This is a genomic window from Emticicia sp. TH156 (genome assembly GCF_002855535.1).
Lineage (GTDB): Bacteria > Bacteroidota > Bacteroidia > Cytophagales > Spirosomataceae > Emticicia > Emticicia fluvialis.
Genome location: NZ_PKRS01000005.1, coordinates 275,954 through 296,194, shown reverse-complemented (window position 1 = coordinate 296,194; position 20,241 = coordinate 275,954). Strand labels below are relative to the sequence as shown.

The window sequence follows — 20,241 nt, the reverse complement described above, 5'->3', positions numbered from 1 at the left end:
TTTACATAAATAAATCTGTTACCGCTTGATAATTAGTTTTTTTTGCAATATTTTAGTGCCTGAAATCAGATAGAAGATTTCATAATGTCAGGATTCTAATATTTACTGCATTCTTTCTGAACCTCGTTTTATCATTGGTATGTCTTTTGCTTGAACGGGTTTTCAGCTTTCACCGGGCGTTTTAGAATGTATTGCATACCGAAAAAATTAAAGGCCGGGTTGCTCTATTAAGATATATAACGGGTAAAGGCGGGAGGGTAAAAACCCTCTGATTGATAAACTTGTGCGTATGCCGCCCTCCCCACTCAAATCCAAACCAACTAGAAAATTAATTTTTGCAAAAAACCAATTCAGATATAGTTAAATTATTACGCATCCAAAGTAAAAAAAAATGAAACCAAGAAACCATTTCAAATTTTTAAGCCTGAGCCTGATTCTGACACTAGCTGTCGGCTTGTATAACTGTAAGCCTACACCTTCAGAACCGGAAATCCCGAAGTTTGAAGAAGACTTTAAGGGCGTAAAACTGCCTGATGTAACCGTAACCAAACCGGCGGCTACTACCGTAACCCCTGCTGCCATTCAAACATCAGCGGCGGTTTCCAGCCTTACTTCAGGCGTTTCTGCCGGTCCTTCATCTCCGGCAGTTGTTACAGCAACTACAGACATGCAGAAAATCGTTTCTACTACTGAAGCCGCTTCTATTGCTGCAGCTTTTACGCCTACAGTGGTAAGTAACCTTCAGACCACAGGAACTCTTCCTGCCGATTTGAGCATTAAAGTGAACGCTATTGCCAGCAACCCGGCTTTTGCAGCCTACCTGCCAAAAGTTACGCTTCCTTCAGTAGACGGAAAACCTGTAACAGGTGCGGTTAAAGAATCAACGTTCGACAAAAACCAACCGCTCATTACTTTCCCGAACTACTCAGTAGCGGCTATCACCAGCCCTTGTACTGATGCTGCCCAGGCGGCTTACAATACTGCCAAAGGCACGCTTGACGCTGCCAGAGCCACTCAGGTTTCTACAGTAACAACTGCCTATAATACTGCGGTTACAGAAGCTAACGCATCTGGTGCAAGCTGTTCTTCGAGCATTCCTGGTAAATATACAACGCTTAGAACTAATGCCACTACCCAGCTGACAACAGATCTTGCCGCCCTGGCTGCAGCAAAAGATGTTTTGGGTGAGACCAATTACAATTTAATTGTTGTGTTATACTATGTTGCTTATGCCAATACAATCAGTTCACTTGCTAATTTGCAGGCAGCTGAACTAAATGCCTGTGCTACTTTAGTAACTTCAAGCATTGCCAAAGCAGCTGCAGCAAGAGATGCTGACTTAGCCGGTATTACCAACAATTACAATACCCAACTTGCAAGTTTGAATACTATCCTGACTGCAGGTTTCCAAAAATGCCACGACCAAGGACAAGGTTGATTTAACCCATAGCATGGCCTGAAACTCCGTTTCAAAGCCAGCCATCAAAACTCTGTTTGTAGCTCTTGTTGATAAGAGCCACAGGCAGAGTTTTTTTGTTGCCTGGGCATCTGTTATTTTTTCATTCCGGCTACAACTGGCACGATTATTTTACTGATTGCCCTGAAACAAAATAGAGCAAAAATGAACTATCTGTTTGAAAAATACTATTTCCTTGACGACGGCACCATGCCCAACAGCGAGCTGCCCGTTATTGTGTATCGCCAGGTAACACAGGCCGCCAACAAAACCGAATGGCTGGAAGAAACCTTTAAAACCAACGGCTGGACCAACAACTGGCGCGACACCGTTTATGGTTATGATCATTTCCATAGCATTACGCATGAGGTACTCGGCATAGGCGATGGCTCCCTTACCCTGCGCATAGGTGGCCGCAATGGCTTGTCGCTGGCTCTGGAAGCCGGCGACGTGGTTATTCTGCCTGCCGGCACCGGGCATTCGGCGGTTTCAGAACACCTCAATTATACAGTGGTGGGTGGGTATCCGGACGGCATGGCGTGGGACCTGCTCATTGGCAATGACGACGAACGCGCACAGGCGCTTGAAAACATCAGCCGCGTGCCGCTTCCTGAAACCGACCCCGTTTTTGGTTTACAGGGCGAACTACTGAAACAATGGCAGTATCAGGAAATAAATCAGCTACCCGATTTCAAACGGGTAATTGGCGGTTGTTGAAAGTGAATTGCGCCACAGCAGCAGCATTTTTTTAAGTAACAGCAGTCTGACGAAATAGAAACACCAATTAAATGGTTCTGCCCTATGCAAAATACATGGCAGATACAGCATAAACCACCGGCCATTCATTGCCGGGTATATTACAGGCACAGCCCTTTTATGCCGTGGCTGTGTCTGTAATATCAGGCTTCCTCTCTTATTGTTTTACCACCGAAACGCTCTCCACCTGCAGGTCTTCAGCCTTTGAGCCGTTAAATTTAAGAATCGACAAATCAAAAGTTTGCTTATCAAGCGCCTTTGTATGAGCCGATTCATTGGTGATTTCATAATTAAAGGTTTTGTATATCTTGTTACCTGCCTTATGGCCATGCACCGCACTTTTAGAGTGCTTGTGGTCTGCCCCGAAGAACGTCATAGAACCCACATAATACTTATTACCCGGGGTAGGCGTCTCTTTAGGCGGCAGATTCAGGTAAATCTCATAGTCAGACTTAGGCGCTTTGGTAAATGATACCTTCACCGACATCACCAGCACATCCTTGGGTTTTACGTTCTTTTGCAGCCAGTTCAGCCTTTGCTGAGGGTCACGTTCAATCACCAGTTTGGTCATTGGGTTAACCAGTTTTACGACCTTGTTAGAATTACCGATTGTATCTTCCTTGCTAACGGGGGTAGCCAGCATTTTCAGATTCTCTTTAGGTGCATTTTTAGGTTTCACAATGGCATCATCATAGTCATAATCCAGGTTATAGATAATCTTCACCACCTCTTCAATGGTATACGTAATTTTTTCGCCGTTTTCATTAAAGAAAACATACGGCCAGGCTACTTTTTGCAGTTCTTCAAGCATTACATCCTGCCCGTTGGGCGAGTTAGTCCATTGCTGCCACAGGCGGTCAATATTAGAGTGATGCGCCCAGAAAATCGGGTCGAAAGCAGCCGTTGCAACGTCAGACATCATACCGAAAGACGTATTCTGATAAATAACCGAATACTGTTCTTTACCCTTTAAGTCGTTACCAAAGCCTATGTAATTATGCATGGCGCCGTGCGGTGCGGCGTTCATGTTTTCGTTGTAGAGTGCATAGGTACGGTATTGGTTCAGCTTGGTCAGGTCAAGGCGGCGTACGGTTTTACCCGATATCGGGTCGCCGTTATTGAGGCTGTCCAGCCGCTCAACGGTATACAGGCTGTTGCTGGTATTACGCCAGATAGGCGGCATAGTGCGGTTTTGGGTAATGTTGGTGGTATCGGTATAGCCCCAGTATGGCAGGGCGAAATCCTGATAGCCCGACAATTTGCGCACAATTTTTTCAAAATAGTAAATGTACATGCGGTGCCAAACCAGAAAATGTATCAGTTCACCCTGGTCCAGGTGCGTACAGTTGTCCCAGCCTGCTTTGAGTTGCGACACATTCTGATAACTGTTACACAACTTGTTCTGGCCCGTAATGGTATCGGGTACCCAGTGCATGGCACCCTGGTAATACCAGCTGGTGGGGTCTGAGCAGTCGGCTTTTCTCATAATGGCCAGGGCTTTATCCAGGGCTTCAAGGTCTTTGGCTGCATCAGGCGAATACGCGTTTTTCCGGATATACTTCTTGGTATCTGGCCCGGCAATGGTAGAGTCTTTTCCATCCTCACCTTTGTTGGTGCAGCTCATGGCCATAACAGCCAATAACAGGCAGGTAAATAGCAGTAATTTTTTCATTTTCTTGACTATCGATTTAGGTTGTTAAAAAAAACCATGTGCAATGTAAATGCAATTTCAATTAGTTTTATTGACAGGAACACTTACTTATTTTACGGTACCGTATTTTTACGCATTTACTACCGCTTAATAATTTTTTACCCAAAAACAGCACAAGGCAGGTAGGCAAAGCAACCGATAAATAGAATTAATTGCCTGTAAATAAAATAACTATAAAGCCTATACGCATCAGCTATATATTAGAGGTACATTTACATTACCCTTATAAAAGCTGTACACATGAAAAAAATTCTCCTCCTCATTTTTCTACTTTCCGGTAGTCTGTTGTATGCACAGAAGAACCATATCCGGCTGAATCAGAACGGACAAACCGTTGATAAAAACGGCAAAGAAGAAAACAGCCAGATGCTGCCCAATCAGAAAATACTACTTGAGGGCGAACTGAAAAAGCCCCTGCAAAATCCTGATAAAATCTCAATACAGGTATTTGCCTCATCTCAGCCTCAGGCGGTGCAGATTAAGGGCGTACCCACCACTTCCGGCTACCGCGCTTTGATAGGCCCATTTTTACCAAAGGAAACCGTAGGGCTGGAGATTTATGTTGAAAAACTACAAGGCGCTAATGAGAAAAATAAGTTAATAAAAGAAATAACTGCGAAGCTAAACGCACCTTCCGATTCATTAAAGGCATATTTTTCTAAAAACAACCCAGGTATTTCACCTGAGGACTTTAAGTCTTTAGTGTTAACTGCATTTCAGAATGCATTACCCAATTCCCTAAACATCTATTATGTAGGTAATAAAAAACTGAAAGCTGATTTTGCACAAATTTTTGCTCCAACAGCAGATCCCGTTAAATGTAGAGATCTAATAAATGTGTATCAAAGATTAATTAATAGTCCAGATGATAAATCATTAAAAGATAAAATTGAAAGTCTTGCAAAAGAAGTATTTAGTAAAGGACTTGAAAATTTGCGGTCAATGGATATTGTAGCTGCAAATGTTCTGGATGTATCAGTCATTGTAAGTGAGGTAATGTACTACGCCTCTTTTGACATTACCCCAGCCATGACGTTTCTCGGCAACTCAAGGCCAGACTCCGTTAAAAGAAACTTTGGTATGTTCTTTACCATAAGCCCCTATTTGTTTGCCAGAATACCACCCGATGTTTCGCTGAAAGATTACGTTACAGCCGCGCCTGCCAAAAGCTTCCAGCGTTTCCACAGGGCAGTGGCCTATCTGATTCAACCCACTGTGGGCGTGGGTATAATGGGAAATAAAGACGTAAAACTAACGCCCATTATTTACGCAGGCGGCACGCTCCGGTTTAATCAGCTGTTTAAGTTTACCTATGGGGTAGCTTTAAACAGTAAAGATAAATACAACACCCTGGGTTTATCTATCAATATCAACTATTTCGGCGACATCCTCAAAGCATTTCAAACGGCCCAGGCCAATTCAAAATTCTAAAACAATGGCACTTACCATAGACATAAACTTTTCAGCGGCTCAATGCAAGGTGATTGTAACCGTGGCCGACACCGACAATAGCGGCCAGCCTGGCACCATTACGCTGGTAAGAGGCAATAGCGCAAAACAGGTAAAACCTGTACCCTCTGTTACGGCAACCCCATTAGATGTAGATTTTGATGCCCCCAAAGATGGCCTGATACACCAGTTTACAGCCACCCTGGTAGTGGGCAGCAGCCAAACCTCGCTTACCCAATATCTGCAGGTTTGCACGGCAGCCGCCGCCGCTGATGTAGCAGAAGCAGCACCGGAAGAAGAAGAACAAACAGACCAAACAGCCGAAGAACAAACAGACCAACCTTAAAGCCGCGCCGCTGCTTGCTGATAAACGCCAAAAGCCGCACATACAGGCGGCTTTTAGTGGCAAGGCAAAAAATGAACTGCAGGTGGCAATTACCTAGCGGTAATCGTAGTACTGGTCATCAATACCGGCTTTCAATCTTTCAAGCTTTTCTTTAGACATAAAAAGCTTCTGAACATACGAACTTTTCTTGTACAAAATCCGCAATAAAATAACTACGGTTATGTAGATTAAGAATCCAAGGATAACAGGTTTTGAGAATCCAATATTCAAAAAACCCATTACATACCCCCCTAATACCGGGGGCCCCAGCAGCAGAAATAAAAACAGACTACGTTTCATAAGGTAGTGTAAATTTAAAAAGTCACTAGAATCGGGTGGTGTGTTTCACCGGGTTAATTAGTACAAAATTAAAGATTCAGAAAGTAGCGAGGCGCAAAAAAAACAATAAGTTATCAAAAGGTAGCAAATCATGTATATACATATAATTCTGAGGCGTTTGAACGGTAGTACAGATACGTAAAAATACGCAGTGGTAGCCAAAACCGCATCAGCTACCACCTGATGTTCTGCTCTGTACCCAGCAAAAAATACAGAGCCTATTTTAGACGCCGGGGGGTTTAAATATGAGCTGCCATTAAATAAATTCATCTTGCTTTACCGCCAGATTCTTTATCATTTTGTGCAGCCATAGGCCAGCATAAACCACTGGTTGTAGTGGCGTGCTGTGTTGCGCTTGCGCTATACCCAATGCCTTAAACTAACCTGCAAATATACCATGCTTACCCGACTGACACTTCTGTATCTGTGCAGCCTTGTGCTGGGCTGGCAAACACTTGTAGCGCAACGCTACAACGTTTATTATGGCAATATTCATGCGCATACTTCTTATTCTGACGGCTGCAAAGACAGCGCCGAAACCGGCGTGAAGACCCCGGCAGATGCGTTCCGCTTTGCGCGGGAATCTGCCCATCTCGATTTCCTCGGTATCTCAGAGCATAACCACAGCCAGGCAGGTATGCAGCTTGCCAGCTACGCCAAAGGCCTGGCCGATGCCGACGCACTGAACGAAAACGGCCGCTTTGTGTGCCTCTATGGCATGGAGTACGGCGTTATCAGCAAAGGCGGGCATATTGTTATTTATGGCTCAGACAAGCTCATTGGCTGGGAGCGCAACAATTATGACGTTTACTCGGCCAAGTCAGACTACACCTCATTGTTCCGAATCCTGGCCGCCAACCCCCATGTTTTTGCCACACTGGCACACCCGGAGCCCACTCATTTTTCAGATCTGGCCGCGCAGGGCTATAACCTGACGGCCGACCAGGCCATTTGTGGGGTGGCCATTAGCAGCGGCCCGGCGTTTTCTAAAAAAACAGATTATTCAGACAAACCCTCGCCCCGGTTTTACAGCTACTATAAAACGCTGCTGTCTAAAGGCTATATTGTAGGCCCCACCATAGACCACGACAACCACAATACCACCTTCGGGCGGATGTCGGCCACACGAACAGCCGTGCTGGCTCAGACCCTGCACCGCGACAGCATCATTGCCGCCTATAAGGCCAACCGGTTTTATGCTACTGAAGACTGGAACGTAAAGGTTGACTTCACCCTGAATGGCATGCCACTGGGTAGTTACAGCAAAAACAAGGGGACACTCCAACTAACAGTAACCGTAACAGACCCCGACTCAACCGATGCCATTAAAAGCATAAAGGTGCTGTATGGCAAGCCGGGTACCGGGCAAATGCCCACCGTGCTTGCCAGAAGCGCCACCGACACCCTGAGCAAAACCGTAACACTGGCGCCGGGCAATGCCTTTTATTACTATGTTGAAATTGTGCAGCAAGACGGCGACCGCATCTATACATCACCCATCTGGGCAAAAAACTAAACATACATAAAATGAAACCTGTTCTATGGTATTGGCTCATTTTCGTGGTGCTTACGTGCTGCGTAGCCTATTGCAATCACAAATATTGTATGCTGAAAGACCAGAGCACGGCCGAAAAGCAGCCGTATAGCTGGTCGAGGGTGCAACTGGCCTGGTGGACGGTCATCATCATGTCGGCCTTCACATCCATCATGATTACCCACAACAATGCCCCCGAATTGTGGGAGTCAACGGTTATTCTGCTGGGCATCAGTGCAGCCACCATTGCATCGGCCCGGGTTATTGATGCAGCCGATGAAAGCGACCCGAACATCCAGCGGCATCAGGATACCAACGGAACCAACTTTGTGGTAGATATCCTGTCAGACCAGACAGGCGTCAGCATCCACCGCTTCCAGACAGTGGTTTTTAACCTGGCATTTGGTATCTGGTTTATTCTGAAGGTGGTTAACAACCTGGCCACGCCTCCACAAAACAACATCAACCTGATAATACCCGACATTGAACCCAACAACCTGATTCTGCTGGGTGTGAGTTCGGCTACTTATGTAGCATTGAAAGTTACCGAAAACAAAGGCACGGCCGCAGGCGCCGGCACAGCCGGTACGCAACCCAATCTGGAAGAACAACCCGTAGGCTAAACCAATAACCAAATGGCATTTACAGAAAAATTCAGCATTGGCGCCAGCTACCTGCCCAAGCCGTCGCGCAGGCGGTCGGGTCTGGCCATAGCCAAGGTCAGATTCCTGGTGGCGCATGACACCGGCAACCCGGACTCAACCGCGGCTGGCAACATCAGCTATTATACCAATACCGCCCATACGGTACCGCCCAAAAAAACGGCCTCGGCCCATATTTTTGTAGACGACCGCCAGATACTGGAGTGCATACCCGCCCTGACCGCCCCGCCCGAAAAAGCCTGGCATGTGCTGTATGACCGCCCCAAAGATAACGAACTCTTTGGCGTAAACGCCAACGATGCCGCCATTGGCGTAGAATATTGCTACGGCGACAAAATAGATGCCGACAAAGCCTACAACAAATTTGTGTGGGTGCTGGCAAAGCTATGTTATGAGTTTCAGCTAGACCCGGCCAAAGACATTGTGGGACACTTTTTTCTGGACCCCGGCCGCAAGACAGACCCCCTCACGGGCCTTGCCCACAGCAGGCGCACCTACGAGCAACTGCTGAAAGACGTAGTGGAAGAATACCGCGAATGCACCGGAGAAACCCAGCCAGAGGCCGACACCACCCCTACCGAAACCGGGCAACTTACCACGGCAGTGCGGCTAAACATACGCACCCAGCCCAACAGAAGAGCCGCGGTGGTAGAAACCGTAGCCGCACGCACCGTGCTGGCTTATACGGCCAGAACAGAAAAAGGCGAGGCCATCAATAATAACCCGGTATGGTATCAGACAGCACAGGGCAACTGGTTCTGGGACGGCGGCATACTGCATGGGTAGGATGCAGAGCCCCGTTCCGTTCCCCCGCCCGTTTGCTGTAATTTTAAAGCGTAAACCCAGAGCCGGGCAAAGGTCCCGGCTCACTTTTTGGTACGGCCTCTGGCCGGGTTTTACACAGCTTTTAGCCCTGCTGCCTTATGCTGACAGGTGTAAACCTGCCATTTTTACTACCAAAGCACCGTAGAATCAAAAAAAAAGCACTGCTGATTACAATTTTAATCGGATATTCTAAAATGTTTACAATAAATTCTAAAAATAGTAGAAATATGACTTGCTTTTTCAAATACCACACTTTAACTTTGGATAGGCATTTATAACAGTCTGCCACTTTGCCACACAGCAAAACAGCCCACCGTTTATGGCCGGCCAAAAGTGCCAGCCAAACTGCGGATACCTGTTTTTTTTTGTGCCAGCCAGCCTTACCACCAGCCATAAAAGATTGATAATCGGCCTTTAATGCGTCTCTGTACACAATTAGAAGCATTTTGTTGATAGAAATACTTTATTTATCGTTCATATTTTTTCGCTTTAATAATTACTTTTGTGGGTTGAAACAAACGAAGCAGTTAAGACTTAAAAAAGAAACAGGCCTTTTGGGCCGCCGGTATTCAACCTATAAAAACCAAACCCGCTGACTACCAGGCCTCAGGCCGTACTAATCTATTATCTACCCGCCGGCAGGCTCCCCAATACTGCCCGGGCGCCGTGTAAAGCGATATTTGCACCCGATTACGTGTTTTTTAATTATTGAAACTCCTATGGATTTGACGCTTTGCACTTTGGCTTTTTTTATTTTCAGGCGCAAAAGGCAACCCTCAGTTTGATATTTAATAACAAGTACCCGCCCGTGTTACCATTTGCCGGGCAAAAGCAAACCTGTGTTTCGTGAGTTTTTTCAACATACAAAAATAAAAGCGATCAAACTGAAACTTATTTAACCAAACAATTAGTCTTTATGCAACCTATTTTCCGCGAAATCACCATTTCCGCATCATTTCTCTATTTTTCCATTTTCTTTATCCTATTCCTGCTCTATTTACTGCTATTTTTCACCAAGAAAAACGCCATGCTGAGGGTGCTATCGTGGCCCATTAAAAGAATCAGCAATGCCAATTTCAACAAACTGCTTGATAAATACTCTTCAGACGAGAACAAGGATTTCAAAGGAATCATGATTATTACCTATACGCTGCTGTATCTGTTTTTCTCGGCGTTTGTGCTAAAAATCATGTTCATTTTCTTCAAACAGTTGTTTATTGACAGCTCTACCATTACTACCACAGGCGGTAATGTGCAGCAATTTGTGCCGGGTGCCTTATATGAGTTGCTGCTGCACATGGACCTCGCCGGTATCATTATCGGGTTTTTGGGTATTCTTTTCGGTATTATTATTGCGCTGATGGTTGACGGCGAAAACCGCAAAGAAAAAGAAGCAAGTTTTGCTACCATTTACGACAAAAGCCATAATCTGCTTGAAAAAACAAACGCAATAGTAAAGAACTTTACGGCTGTACAGCCTAAATATACGCTGAGAGAAAGACTAGACTCGCTGAAAAGCATTCTGGCCCTGAGCCTTGAAAACGAAGAAGAAAGCGAATTGTATATCATGAGCTACTCTGCCGACCTCAACTACATGACCAGCCATAACATGGAGGTAGTGCTGAACTCGTTTGGGCAGGGTAATACTGATATCAGCAAATTAAGCCAGCTTGACTACCACAAGTATTACAGAAAAATAGACAAGCAAAATACTGAAATAAACGACCTGATTGAGAAACTCGTAACACGCTACCGCCAGAAGTCAGACTCGATACACATGGCGATTCTGAACACCAAAAAAGACGACATTGAGTTTAGCCAGTACGAAAAATACCTTGAAAAAGGATTGGAAAGAGCCGATATTATTTACTACGACCAGTTTGGCGAAGAGGCGCTCAGCACCGGAAGTGTAAGCCTGAACGTAGAAGACGGCAACGTGTATTATGCATTTGCCAAGGGTATTAATCTGGGCTTTGGCGAAACCATTGAAGAAAAACGTGAAGAACTGAAAGAGTTTTTATATGCCAATAACCTGAGCCAGATAGACAAACTGGTTGACTGGGGCTACCTGCGTGAAAACATACATGAGTTTGACAGCATACCGTTTCAGTTTGTGCTCACCAAGTCTATCACAGGCACTACGCCTTCTAAAGCCTTAATAACCCTTACCAATATAGATGCCCTGGGCAAAAACGGCGGTATTTTCAGCTACGAAACCACCGACCCTAAAACCCTGGCTAATCTGGTAAATATCTTTAATGCGTACAGCAAAAGCCAGGAGTCTCGCGATAACGACGCCCGCGCCATTAAAGAAAGACGTGCCAAGTTCAGTAACCTGTTTAATGCCAACACCATTAACAGAAACAACATTGCTACTATACTTAAATACAAATTTATTGATACCGACAACGACGATTTCTACCCTGGCGTACCCAAAACCGATATTAAAACGGCGGTGGCTATCAGAGAAGCCTTTTACGAAACCCTGGGTATTATACCGCTGCCGGTGTATATTGGCGTAGGCGAAAAATACAAAAACGTAAAAGAACTCATAAAAACCAGAAAACCGGGCGTATATGTAGCCATCGGTATTTTTGGCAGCGACCAGAACCCGCCAACCGTTGCTGAGTACATCATCAACTCCGACAACTCCTTGCCGTTTGAGCTGGTGCGGAAATCTACCAGACCTAAGAAAATTGAATACAAAGACGAAAGCGAAAGAAACATTTTCTACGCCAAGTTTGCTGATAAATGGGTTGAGTATGAAGAAAAATGGGTGAACGACGATTGTGCCGACTACGGTATTATTGCCAAACTAACCCTCGGAGACGACATCTCGGTGTTTATTATCGGTGGGCTGAACCACTACGGCACCGAAAAAATTGGCGCTTACCTGAGAGACGCATGGGAAACCATTGCCGACGAAGTGGGCGACAACCAGTTCCTGTTCCTGTACGATATTCCGGAAAAACAATCAAGTGAACCTATCACGCTGAGAGAAAAAAGAATCTGGTAATAACCAGCCAACCGTGTTTCAGAAACCCTTTACCAGCCCCGTTGCCGGTAAAGGGTTTCTTGTTTACAGACACTTCCTACCTGCCTTTTCAGGCTTTCATTACCGATATCGGGGTTCGTATATATACCAGGTTCACCCACATTCACAAATGCAATACCATTGCGGGAAAAATATTCTTAAAAGTTCATTATTGTTCCTGCAAGTGCGCAAATGAGCCTTGTCCTTTAAGATGTTACTACTAATTTTGAAAGCGTACTAAACCTTTTTTAAAATAATTTTTCACGGCTGGGTGCTTTGTTGTCAGAGGCGTCATTAAACGCTTTTGGCCCGGCCTTGCAAAACCCAAATTCTACATAACACTATAAAATATGAACTCGGCTAAAAAAGTCAATCACGGAAAATCTCTGTCATTACTATTCATTTCATTTTGCTCGGGTTTTACAAGTTTTCATTATCAGGCTGTGTGCTCACAATACCTGTTTGCACATCATGGCTTTAGAACCTACAATTTTCAGATATCGCTGGTGGCATTTTTACTGAGTTGCCCACTGGGTTATCTGATGGCCAAACGGGTGCTTTTTAGCATCGGAAACCACTCTTTATTGCTGATGATTACCATTTTTGAAATTTTCTTTATTACTTTTGCTGTGTTTAGCAAAAATATTATGTGCAGTGGTGCGGTGTCTGCCATCCTTTTACCATTGCTCCGGTTGTTTGAGGCCAGCCTGCTTTATATCATTTCATTAGCGTTGCTGCCTTTATTAATGAGTACCTCTATTGCTTTGCTGTCCAGAATTTTTGAAGATGCCGATGCGTCTACCCCAAAAACACTGTATCTGTGGTTCATAACAGGTTCCGTAACCAGCCTGTTTTTTTCGCAGGTATTAAGGCTAAATCTGATGGGGCTTGAAAATTCTCTTTACCTCTGTGCCTTTTTGAATTTTTCCTGTATTTTAATTTTGCTGATTCATTACAGTTTTACCCAGAACAGAAATCAAACTGGCAGGTAATTTGTATGGGTTGTCTGGTGCTATTCTTTATAACATGAAGCTATTCTGATTTTTTTTACCGGCAAGCCAGTAGACGGATTGCTGAAACATCGAGTAACTATGTGCTAGTATTTTACGGCGGATATTTTACCGGCCTGTAAAGCAAGATAGCCTTAGAATGACCAACTATATTAAAACTTAAAGTATGTTGATAGGAAACAGGCTAAGGAAATTGCGTGAGTTAAGGAATTACACGCAAGAATATGTAGCTAAAGCATTGAACATGACTGCCACAGGGTATGGTAAAATAGAAAGAGATGAGTCGGAGGTATCGTTTCAGAAACTCAGAAAAATAGCGGAAATACTGGATATTCAACTGGAAGACATCCTGAATTTTAACGAAAACATGGTGTTTAATGTTAAAAACAGACAGGGCGCCGCAGAGAATGAAATACCAGGCACGAACCCCGGGCTGGCAGATTCTGAAAAACGGCTATATGAACAAATCATTGAACAACTAAAACAAGAAAATACCTACCTAAAAACAATCATAGACAGGCTGCAACTTAAATGAAGCCGCGGGTGTTTACCGCAGTTTCGGTGTATTCAAATTAAAAAATTCCGGTTTGCATTGCGTTGTCCCAACCAATTTCAGTGTCAATCCTCTTCGGTTAATCCTTCCACACCTTTCAGCCCCACCCGGGCAATTTACACCAACTTACCTTTTAAACGGCCTTTTTTTAGGCCTGGCCTTGCATTTGCTGCAACGGAAGCAATTAAAGTATTCTTCTGAACTTACGCTTAACGCTGGCAGAAGAGCGAAAACAATCTTTTATGAGGCTTAGCAACTCAGGCTTTAACTGCCCGATAATGTCATAATCAATACCTTCAACCGGATAAATGTCATACAGAATGGCTTCTTCATACGCATCAATCTGGCTGCCATACAAAAATGTTGGTAAGGGGAAGCCCCAGCCAGTGGTAGTTACAGCAGATTGCGGCTTAATAAAAAAGCAATTGAAGTTAAACTCTGCCAACTCAATACAGGTATGATGGTCATAATCTTGCCAGACAGACGGCACAAAATCTTTACTGGAAGGTAAAGTAGCCAGAATAAGCATCGAATCGATTCGTTTCAGAACAATAAAATATTTGTTCTTTGAATCGCTTCCGTTTTTAAAACGGAAATCATTGTAATATAAAATAAGACCTTCCTGAAACACAGCAATCAGAATTTTAAGGAACGGCTGACTTCAACAAATTCGGTTTGTTCAAAATAGCGCGTATATTTTTGTTGGTCACTTAACAGTAATTGAGAAAAATCTATTTCAATTGCTGTACTATTCAATGAATCGTTTTCAAAGTATTCAAGCACACCGTTATCTTTGGCTGCCTTGTGCCAAAGCCCATGCTCACGATGGGTTAGTTTTACCAGTTCTTCTGCACTTACGTTTTTAAATTTTTCAGTTATAAAATCCAGCAATTCAATTTCATTGTCTGAAAACTCATCATCCACAAACCCCTTACGCGCGCTTATTGTAGTTGTGCCATTTACAACAGTATTGCCGATGTAGCTATCAAATAGCGTAGGCTCAGAGCCAGACGATAAATCAATGAAAATATCTTTGGCAACGGGGCCGAACTTCCAGACCTGAAAACTTAAATTAAGAAATGGCATTCCATATTTTTTCACCGACGACTCCTCAAGCAGATAAAGCAATTTAAGCAGCTTTGTTTTTGAGAGTGGCTGTATGCGCTGCGCCATATAAATCATAGAGTTACCTATTTTATCTAAGTCTGCTCTGGTATAAGGGGCAACAACTTTCATAGCGCTATTGATAGGGGAAGTCATATACAAATATAACAATAATCAGCCTTAAAAATTTCAATTCCGAACAATTTTTAAGTTTTTATTCTTTCTGCTAATGGTTTTGCCTTCCTGCCTTTTTTCAGGCCTGGCCTACGCTTTATTTAAAATGTTCTATCAGCTCGCGGCGGTAGGTAAGCCCGATGGGCAACGAAACGTCATGAATAAACAAGGCATTACCACTGATGCGCGTAACGCGCCTCACCGCCACCAGGTAAGACTTATGCACCCGCACAAACTGTCCGGCTGGCAGGCGCTGGTCCAGCTCGGTTAAGGTAAGGGCTGTCAGGTATATCTGGGTATCGGTAAAAATCTTCACATAATTACCCCAGCTTTGGGCATACTTAATGTGGTCGGTTTCAATCCGCATCCAATCGCCGTCTACCTTTAACACTATAGAGGCCTCAGGCACAGCCGCGGGTAATGTCTGAGTAGCCCTGTCGGGCAGGCCAAACAAATAAAAGGCCTTGTCTACGGCTTTCAGAAAGCGCGCAAGCTGAATAGGCTTCAGCAAATAATCAACCACATCGTAGCTATAACTTTCAAGGGCGTAGTCAGAATAAGCCGTCGTAAAAATAACCAGCGGTTTTTGTTTCAGGGTGCTCAGCATCTCAAGCCCGCTCATCTGGGGCATGTTAATATCCAGAAAAACCAGGTCTACGGGTGTCTGGTGCATCAGGTTAATGGCCTCAATGGCGTTTTCGCAACTACCGGCCAGCTCAAGCCTGTCTACCTGCGCCACATAATGCTGCAATACCAGATGCGCGCCGCGTTCGTCGTCAACAATAATACACTTCAGTGTTTTGGGCAATACCGGGTCAGTCATGTACGTCAGGGGTTAGTTGAAGGCTAAGCAAAGTATGATACTGGCACTCGGTTTCGTGCATATCAAGCCTGAACCGCCCGGCATAAAAGGCTTCCAGGCGCTTCAGGGTATTGGGTATGCCCACCCCGGTAGAAACCAGCCGGGGCCTGCGCGCCGGTATAGAATTGAGGATGTCAAGCACCAGCTCCTGCCCGGCAAGGGTAATAGTAATGCTCACAAAGCAATTCTTAATGGCGCCGCTGCTATGTTTAAAGGCGTTTTCTATCAGCGGCAGCAGCAGCAAAGGCACTATATAATGCGGTGCGCCGGTAGGTGCAGGGTAAACATAATTAAGCGTGCAGCGTTGGCCGATGCGCTCTTTTTCAAGCTGAATATAACTGGTGAGGTACGCAAGCTCGTCGTTTAGATTTACCTGTTTCTTTGAGGCCGACTCTACCTGATACCGCATCAGTTGCGACAACTGCATGATCATATCGGGCATCCGCGTAGGCTCTTTTATGCTGATACCGTACAGATTATTAAGTGTATTAAACAAAAAATGCGGATTAAGCTGCGCCTGCAGCAATTTGGTCTGGGCTTCGCTCAGTTGCAGCAGTTGATTACTGCTTCTGATTTGCTGGCGGTAAAAATACTCAAGCAAAAAAACGGCCTCCATGGTTATAATACTGCCGGAGGTAGTAGCCAGATAAAGCAGCCCCATTTTTACCGGATTCTGAGTCTGATGAAACTCGCGAAAAAACCAGAGGTAGTCGGCCAGATACAATACCGTACTGCCAGCCAGCAACACCACCACCGACACCGCCAGAAACCGGTTAAGCTGCCCGCTTTTAAAAAAAGGAAAAACAAATATGCGGTAAAAAACAGCCAAGGCATACAGCATCAGAAAATGCAGAAAACCAATGGTGATTTCTTCAACCGACGACAGGAAGTTCCAGCGGCTGATAGACATCAGTATAAAGAAACCCCAGAAAAACAGCAGTTCTCTTACCCAGTCTATTTTTTTAAATTTTATACCTGCACGCAACATTTTTTTGGAGTTTCTACAAAAGAAAAAGAATCATGATTTGTTAACAAAAACAAATGACAAACCCACTTTATCACAAATATTAGGGGGTTTATCACTCATTTTTCCGGCAAAAGGTTTTATAAATTACCTTAGCGGGTAATAATTTAATAATATTTAATATTTTTTTAAGGTTGTTTCTATTATATTTGTAGAAATGACACTTATTCTTTTCCGGCTTTACCCAAGCCATAGTGTCATCGGCTGCGACAAATATAAATGAAAAAGTTATTGACTACTCCGCACCAGCCAAAAACTGTCACGTATGTCAATCCATAAAAACAAAAAAGATGAAATCATTTTTCATCAGTAATCAGTATTTTGTATAGCCATGAAAAAAAGATATTGCGGGTATGTAAATACCACTAAAGACGTTAGATTCTACATGAATCTTTCATACGCTTGTAGCAAAAAGCCCCTTAATTTAGGGGCTTTTTTGTTGGTATTTTTCCAAAAACTACTTACATTTTATCTTTGTAATTAACAACCGATGAAAAACAGAAAAGCCTTACTGGTGATTGATATGCAGAAAGGTTCGTTTACTGCATTAACCCCGCGGCACGACACCGATGGCGTAGTTCAAAGAATAAATTTAATGGCTGAGGCGTTTCGTACCTATGGTTTGCCTGTATTTTTTATTCAGCACGATGGAAGCCACTCCGGCAACTTTGTACCCCATACAACAGAATGGGAATTGCTGGACGACTTAAAAGTGGAGGCCGGTGATATTCTGATTAACAAATACGCAAATGATGTTTTTTACAGGTCTGAACTTCAACCGCAACTGGATCAATACCTGGTTGATGAGCTGATAATTTCGGGCTGCGCTACAGACTTCTGCGTAGAATCAACGGTGCAATCGGCATTAACACGCGATTATAAAATAACAGTGGTTGAAGATGGCCACACTACGGGCGAAAGGCCCCATTTAAAAGCAGTGCAGGTAATTGAGCATTACAACTGGGTCTGGAAAAACATGATTCCTACGAAGGGCGCTGTAAATGTCATGCCTCACCGGGCGATATTAGATGAATTGGCAGGCACCGCCCGGTAGATTATAAAACCAGCAGGGCTTATTGCCGTGCTGATTGCAATAAGCCCCGTTAAAATACCTGAAGATGTTTATTTTCTGGCCACAACTTGCAAAATTAATTCAATGCCATCAGCTACCACCTGGTCGGCGGCGACATCATAAAACCTGCCTGAATTATACCTGATACCCCATTCGGTGCGGTCAATCACCAGTTGGCCATCCGCCTTTAAAACTCCGTCGGCTAATGTCATTTTTGCCGGAAAACTAACCGTGCGCGTAACACCCTTAATGGTCAGTTTACCTTTTACTTCCAGCGTTTTTCCGGGTGCAGGCTTTACGCCCGTAATAACAAATGCAGCGGTGGGGAATTTCTCGACATCAAAATAATCGGCCGACTTTAAGTGAAACACCGGGCTGTTTTTATGCTGCCTGTCTTTATAGACCATTGATTCCATGTCTATTACCACTTTGCCACCCACCAGTTGGCCATTATCTGTTATCATTTCTCCACCCGACGGATACACATACCCGGCGTAGTCTTCCCCGGTGTCTAGCAGCAAGGAGCCGCGCCAGGCTACATAACTTGCTTTGGTATCAATTATATACTTTTGTGCAGAGGCCCCATAGCTGCCCGCATTGCCGCCGGATTCATCATGGGCAGTTTGGCCGCAAGCCAGGCACCCCCAGGCACCCATAAAAACCAGACACCCAAATAATAGCTTGTTTTTCATAGTTCGGAAACACAATTGAGCATTAATGAATGATTTTAAAGCAGAGGAGCCGGGTCTGGCCTTGCCTAGCAGCCCTTGAAGGGCATCACATACAATGTATTACCCGAAACAGAAACCTGGAAGCCGTAATTGCCCGTTAGAGGCACCGCCAGTGGCTGCCAGGTTTTGCCCATGTCGGCCGAGCGGTAGATACCATCTGCCCGCCCGCATATTAAAAATCTACCCATTTGTTTGATAGATAAAATAGCAGATGAGGCAGGAAGCAGACCTATTTTTCTCATAAACAACCTTTCATTGGATGGCAGTTGGTCTCCGCCCACTGCATGCCAGGTCTGGGCTTTATCTGTTGAAATATACAAGCGGTTGATGCGGGCCTCTTTGCTGGTAACAATAGCCGCAAACCCGCCTGTTATGGGTTCAACGGCAATGCCAACGCCCCCTTCACCCAACACGGGCGCCCAGTTCAGTCCATTGTCAGTCGACCTCAGCACCCCTTCTTTATACGTAGCCAGAAGCACCCCGTTCTGCTCTGCCAGTTTCATCAGCCCACCCCCGGTATGCACGCGTTTCCAGGTTTTACCATAGTCGGCTGATCTGAAAAGGTGGTTGCTGGCGCCAATAAAAACAGTGCCTCCGGCCGTTTCAAAAACGGTATTTACCTGGCGCTCTTTATAACTGTTGTACATCCAGTCGATGGTTTTATCTATGCTCACGGCTTGTTCCTGAAAATTGGTATAAATGGGTGCCCAATTGTTGGTTCCGTTTATTTTCCGCATGAACTGGCCCCTGAAATCAAAGGCAAACATCTTGTTGTTGCCCGGTGTCAGATACCGTTGCTTACCGGGGAAACCCTCTTTTGTCCAGTCTGTGTTAGCCGAATTGGCTTCATTATAATAAAGCCCGTCACCGGCACGTAAAAACAGCCCGTTGTCGTTGGCAATCAGGCTTTCTCCCCGCACCCCTTCTTTCTGCAAATTTTCAGGCAGCCCTTTGCTGATGTCGTGCCAGGTTTGGCCGCCATCGGTAGATTTAAAAACAATGCTGGCAACACCCGCCGGTTTACCTGTTCTGGTTCCCTCCTTATCTTTCCGCACAAAAGAATTGAGAAGAAATAAACCCAGCATAATTACCGGAATAAACACAAACAATTTTTTCATAATTTTATAAATTTAAAGGTAAAACCAATTTTGATGATAACCAGCCCAAAGTAGCCGGCAATGGCAGTTCTGGTTTAACCATAAGCCCTGCCAGGTTTAAATTGCCGCTGCTTTTCCGGTGGCCGTTATATCAGCAAATCTACCTGTTGTTATTCCGGCAACTGTTAAAAGCCTGTAAAAAGAAGTAAACCAAATGTAAAATGAAGTTTGGCCTTGCGTTAAGCGCCCAAAAAATGCCATAACCCCCGTATATGATAAAAATGTATATTTGTAACCTAAACAAAACCACTGTATCAGCAGGAATAAAACCCAGACCAAAGCCCAAAGCTCATTCCCCGGAACGCCGCCCGCTAATTCATGAAATCACTCATTCACTCAATCACTCATTCACTCAATCGCTCATTCCCCGGAACGCCGGCCGCTCAATCACTCATTCACTCAA

General features: G+C 44.5%; 19 protein-coding genes. 11 read left to right on the top strand and 8 right to left on the bottom strand.

Annotated features, from left to right (window positions below; translation table 11 throughout):
* Positions 1–391: 391 nt before the first annotated feature.
* The gene (locus tag C0V77_RS11695) at positions 392–1,438 is read left to right on the top strand and encodes a hypothetical protein (RefSeq protein WP_101726538.1); all 1,047 of its coding nucleotides are present in this window, start codon (positions 392–394) and stop codon (positions 1,436–1,438) included.
* Positions 1,439–1,621: 183 nt separating this feature from the next.
* Complete coding sequence (locus tag C0V77_RS11690) at positions 1,622–2,173, top strand: cupin (protein ID WP_101726537.1); 552 nt, start codon at positions 1,622–1,624, stop codon at positions 2,171–2,173.
* A 196-nt stretch (positions 2,174–2,369) separates the two neighbouring features.
* Here the strand turns inward: C0V77_RS11690 and C0V77_RS11685 are convergent, their stop codons facing one another.
* The gene (locus C0V77_RS11685) at positions 2,370–3,884 is read right to left on the bottom strand and encodes a tyrosinase family protein (RefSeq protein ID WP_101726536.1); all 1,515 of its coding nucleotides are present in this window, start codon (positions 3,882–3,884) and stop codon (positions 2,370–2,372) included.
* A gap of 279 nt (positions 3,885–4,163) precedes the next feature.
* On the opposite strand from C0V77_RS11685, the gene C0V77_RS11680 reads away from it, so the two are divergent.
* Complete coding sequence (locus tag C0V77_RS11680; RefSeq protein WP_101726535.1) at positions 4,164–5,354, top strand: hypothetical protein; 1,191 nt, start codon at positions 4,164–4,166, stop codon at positions 5,352–5,354.
* Between the two features lie 4 nt (positions 5,355–5,358).
* Positions 5,359–5,718 (top strand): hypothetical protein, encoded by a 360-nt coding sequence (locus C0V77_RS11675; protein ID WP_101726534.1) that lies wholly within the window; start codon positions 5,359–5,361, stop codon positions 5,716–5,718.
* Between the two features lie 93 nt (positions 5,719–5,811).
* Here the strand turns inward: C0V77_RS11675 and C0V77_RS11670 are convergent, their stop codons facing one another.
* A complete protein-coding gene (locus tag C0V77_RS11670) occupies positions 5,812–6,057 on the bottom strand; it encodes a hypothetical protein (RefSeq protein ID WP_101726533.1) in 246 nt (81 codons plus the stop codon).
* 436 nt (positions 6,058–6,493) lie between these two features.
* Here C0V77_RS11670 and C0V77_RS11660 point away from each other — a divergent pair, with 436 nt between their 5' ends.
* The 6 genes from C0V77_RS11660 to C0V77_RS11630 all read left to right on the top strand — a co-directional run bounded on the left by C0V77_RS11660 (position 6,494) and on the right by C0V77_RS11630 (position 13,696).
* Positions 6,494–7,612, top strand: coding sequence for a hypothetical protein (locus tag C0V77_RS11660; RefSeq protein ID WP_101726531.1), 1,119 nt, complete (start codon positions 6,494–6,496; stop codon positions 7,610–7,612).
* 11 nt (positions 7,613–7,623) lie between these two features.
* Positions 7,624–8,253: a hypothetical protein gene (locus C0V77_RS11655; protein WP_143706074.1), complete on the top strand. Its 630-nt coding sequence runs from the start codon at positions 7,624–7,626 to the stop codon at positions 8,251–8,253.
* Positions 8,254–8,265: 12 nt separating this feature from the next.
* A complete protein-coding gene (locus C0V77_RS11650; RefSeq protein ID WP_101726529.1) occupies positions 8,266–9,078 on the top strand; it encodes an N-acetylmuramoyl-L-alanine amidase family protein in 813 nt (270 codons plus the stop codon).
* Positions 9,079–10,033: 955 nt separating this feature from the next.
* Positions 10,034–12,133 (top strand): hypothetical protein, encoded by a 2,100-nt coding sequence (locus C0V77_RS11640; RefSeq protein ID WP_101726527.1) that lies wholly within the window; start codon positions 10,034–10,036, stop codon positions 12,131–12,133.
* Positions 12,134–12,501: 368 nt separating this feature from the next.
* Positions 12,502–13,143 carry a hypothetical protein gene (locus C0V77_RS11635; protein ID WP_101726526.1) on the top strand — a complete coding sequence of 214 codons (642 nt, stop codon included), beginning with the start codon at positions 12,502–12,504 and terminating at the stop codon, positions 13,141–13,143.
* Between the two features lie 184 nt (positions 13,144–13,327).
* Positions 13,328–13,696 (top strand): helix-turn-helix domain-containing protein, encoded by a 369-nt coding sequence (locus C0V77_RS11630; RefSeq protein ID WP_101726525.1) that lies wholly within the window; start codon positions 13,328–13,330, stop codon positions 13,694–13,696.
* A 202-nt stretch (positions 13,697–13,898) separates the two neighbouring features.
* Here C0V77_RS11630 and C0V77_RS11625 read toward each other — a convergent pair whose 3' ends face one another.
* From C0V77_RS11625 to C0V77_RS11610, 4 genes are all read right to left on the bottom strand, one after another.
* Positions 13,899–14,345, bottom strand: a complete 447-nt coding sequence (locus C0V77_RS11625) for a hypothetical protein (protein ID WP_101726524.1) — start codon at positions 14,343–14,345, stop codon at positions 13,899–13,901.
* Between the two features lie 5 nt (positions 14,346–14,350).
* Positions 14,351–14,950 (bottom strand): Panacea domain-containing protein, encoded by a 600-nt coding sequence (locus tag C0V77_RS11620; protein ID WP_101726523.1) that lies wholly within the window; start codon positions 14,948–14,950, stop codon positions 14,351–14,353.
* 139 nt (positions 14,951–15,089) lie between these two features.
* On the bottom strand, positions 15,090–15,815 hold the full coding sequence (locus tag C0V77_RS11615) for a LytTR family DNA-binding domain-containing protein (protein WP_229236269.1): 726 nt from the start codon (positions 15,813–15,815) through the stop codon (positions 15,090–15,092).
* Positions 15,808–16,842: a sensor histidine kinase gene (locus C0V77_RS11610; protein WP_101726522.1), complete on the bottom strand. Its 1,035-nt coding sequence runs from the start codon at positions 16,840–16,842 to the stop codon at positions 15,808–15,810. Before C0V77_RS11610 ends, C0V77_RS11615 begins: the two co-directional genes overlap by 8 nt.
* Positions 16,843–17,368: 526 nt before the next feature.
* Here C0V77_RS11610 and C0V77_RS11605 point away from each other — a divergent pair.
* A complete protein-coding gene (locus C0V77_RS11605; RefSeq protein ID WP_101726521.1) occupies positions 17,369–17,932 on the top strand; it encodes an isochorismatase family protein in 564 nt (187 codons plus the stop codon).
* Positions 17,933–18,000: 68 nt separating this feature from the next.
* Here C0V77_RS11605 and C0V77_RS11600 read toward each other — a convergent pair whose 3' ends face one another.
* Positions 18,001–18,642, bottom strand: a complete 642-nt coding sequence (locus C0V77_RS11600; RefSeq protein ID WP_101726520.1) for a YceI family protein — start codon at positions 18,640–18,642, stop codon at positions 18,001–18,003.
* Between the two features lie 65 nt (positions 18,643–18,707).
* Positions 18,708–19,799: a glycosyl hydrolase gene (locus C0V77_RS11595; RefSeq protein WP_101726519.1), complete on the bottom strand. Its 1,092-nt coding sequence runs from the start codon at positions 19,797–19,799 to the stop codon at positions 18,708–18,710.
* Between the last annotated feature and the right edge of the window lie 442 nt (positions 19,800–20,241).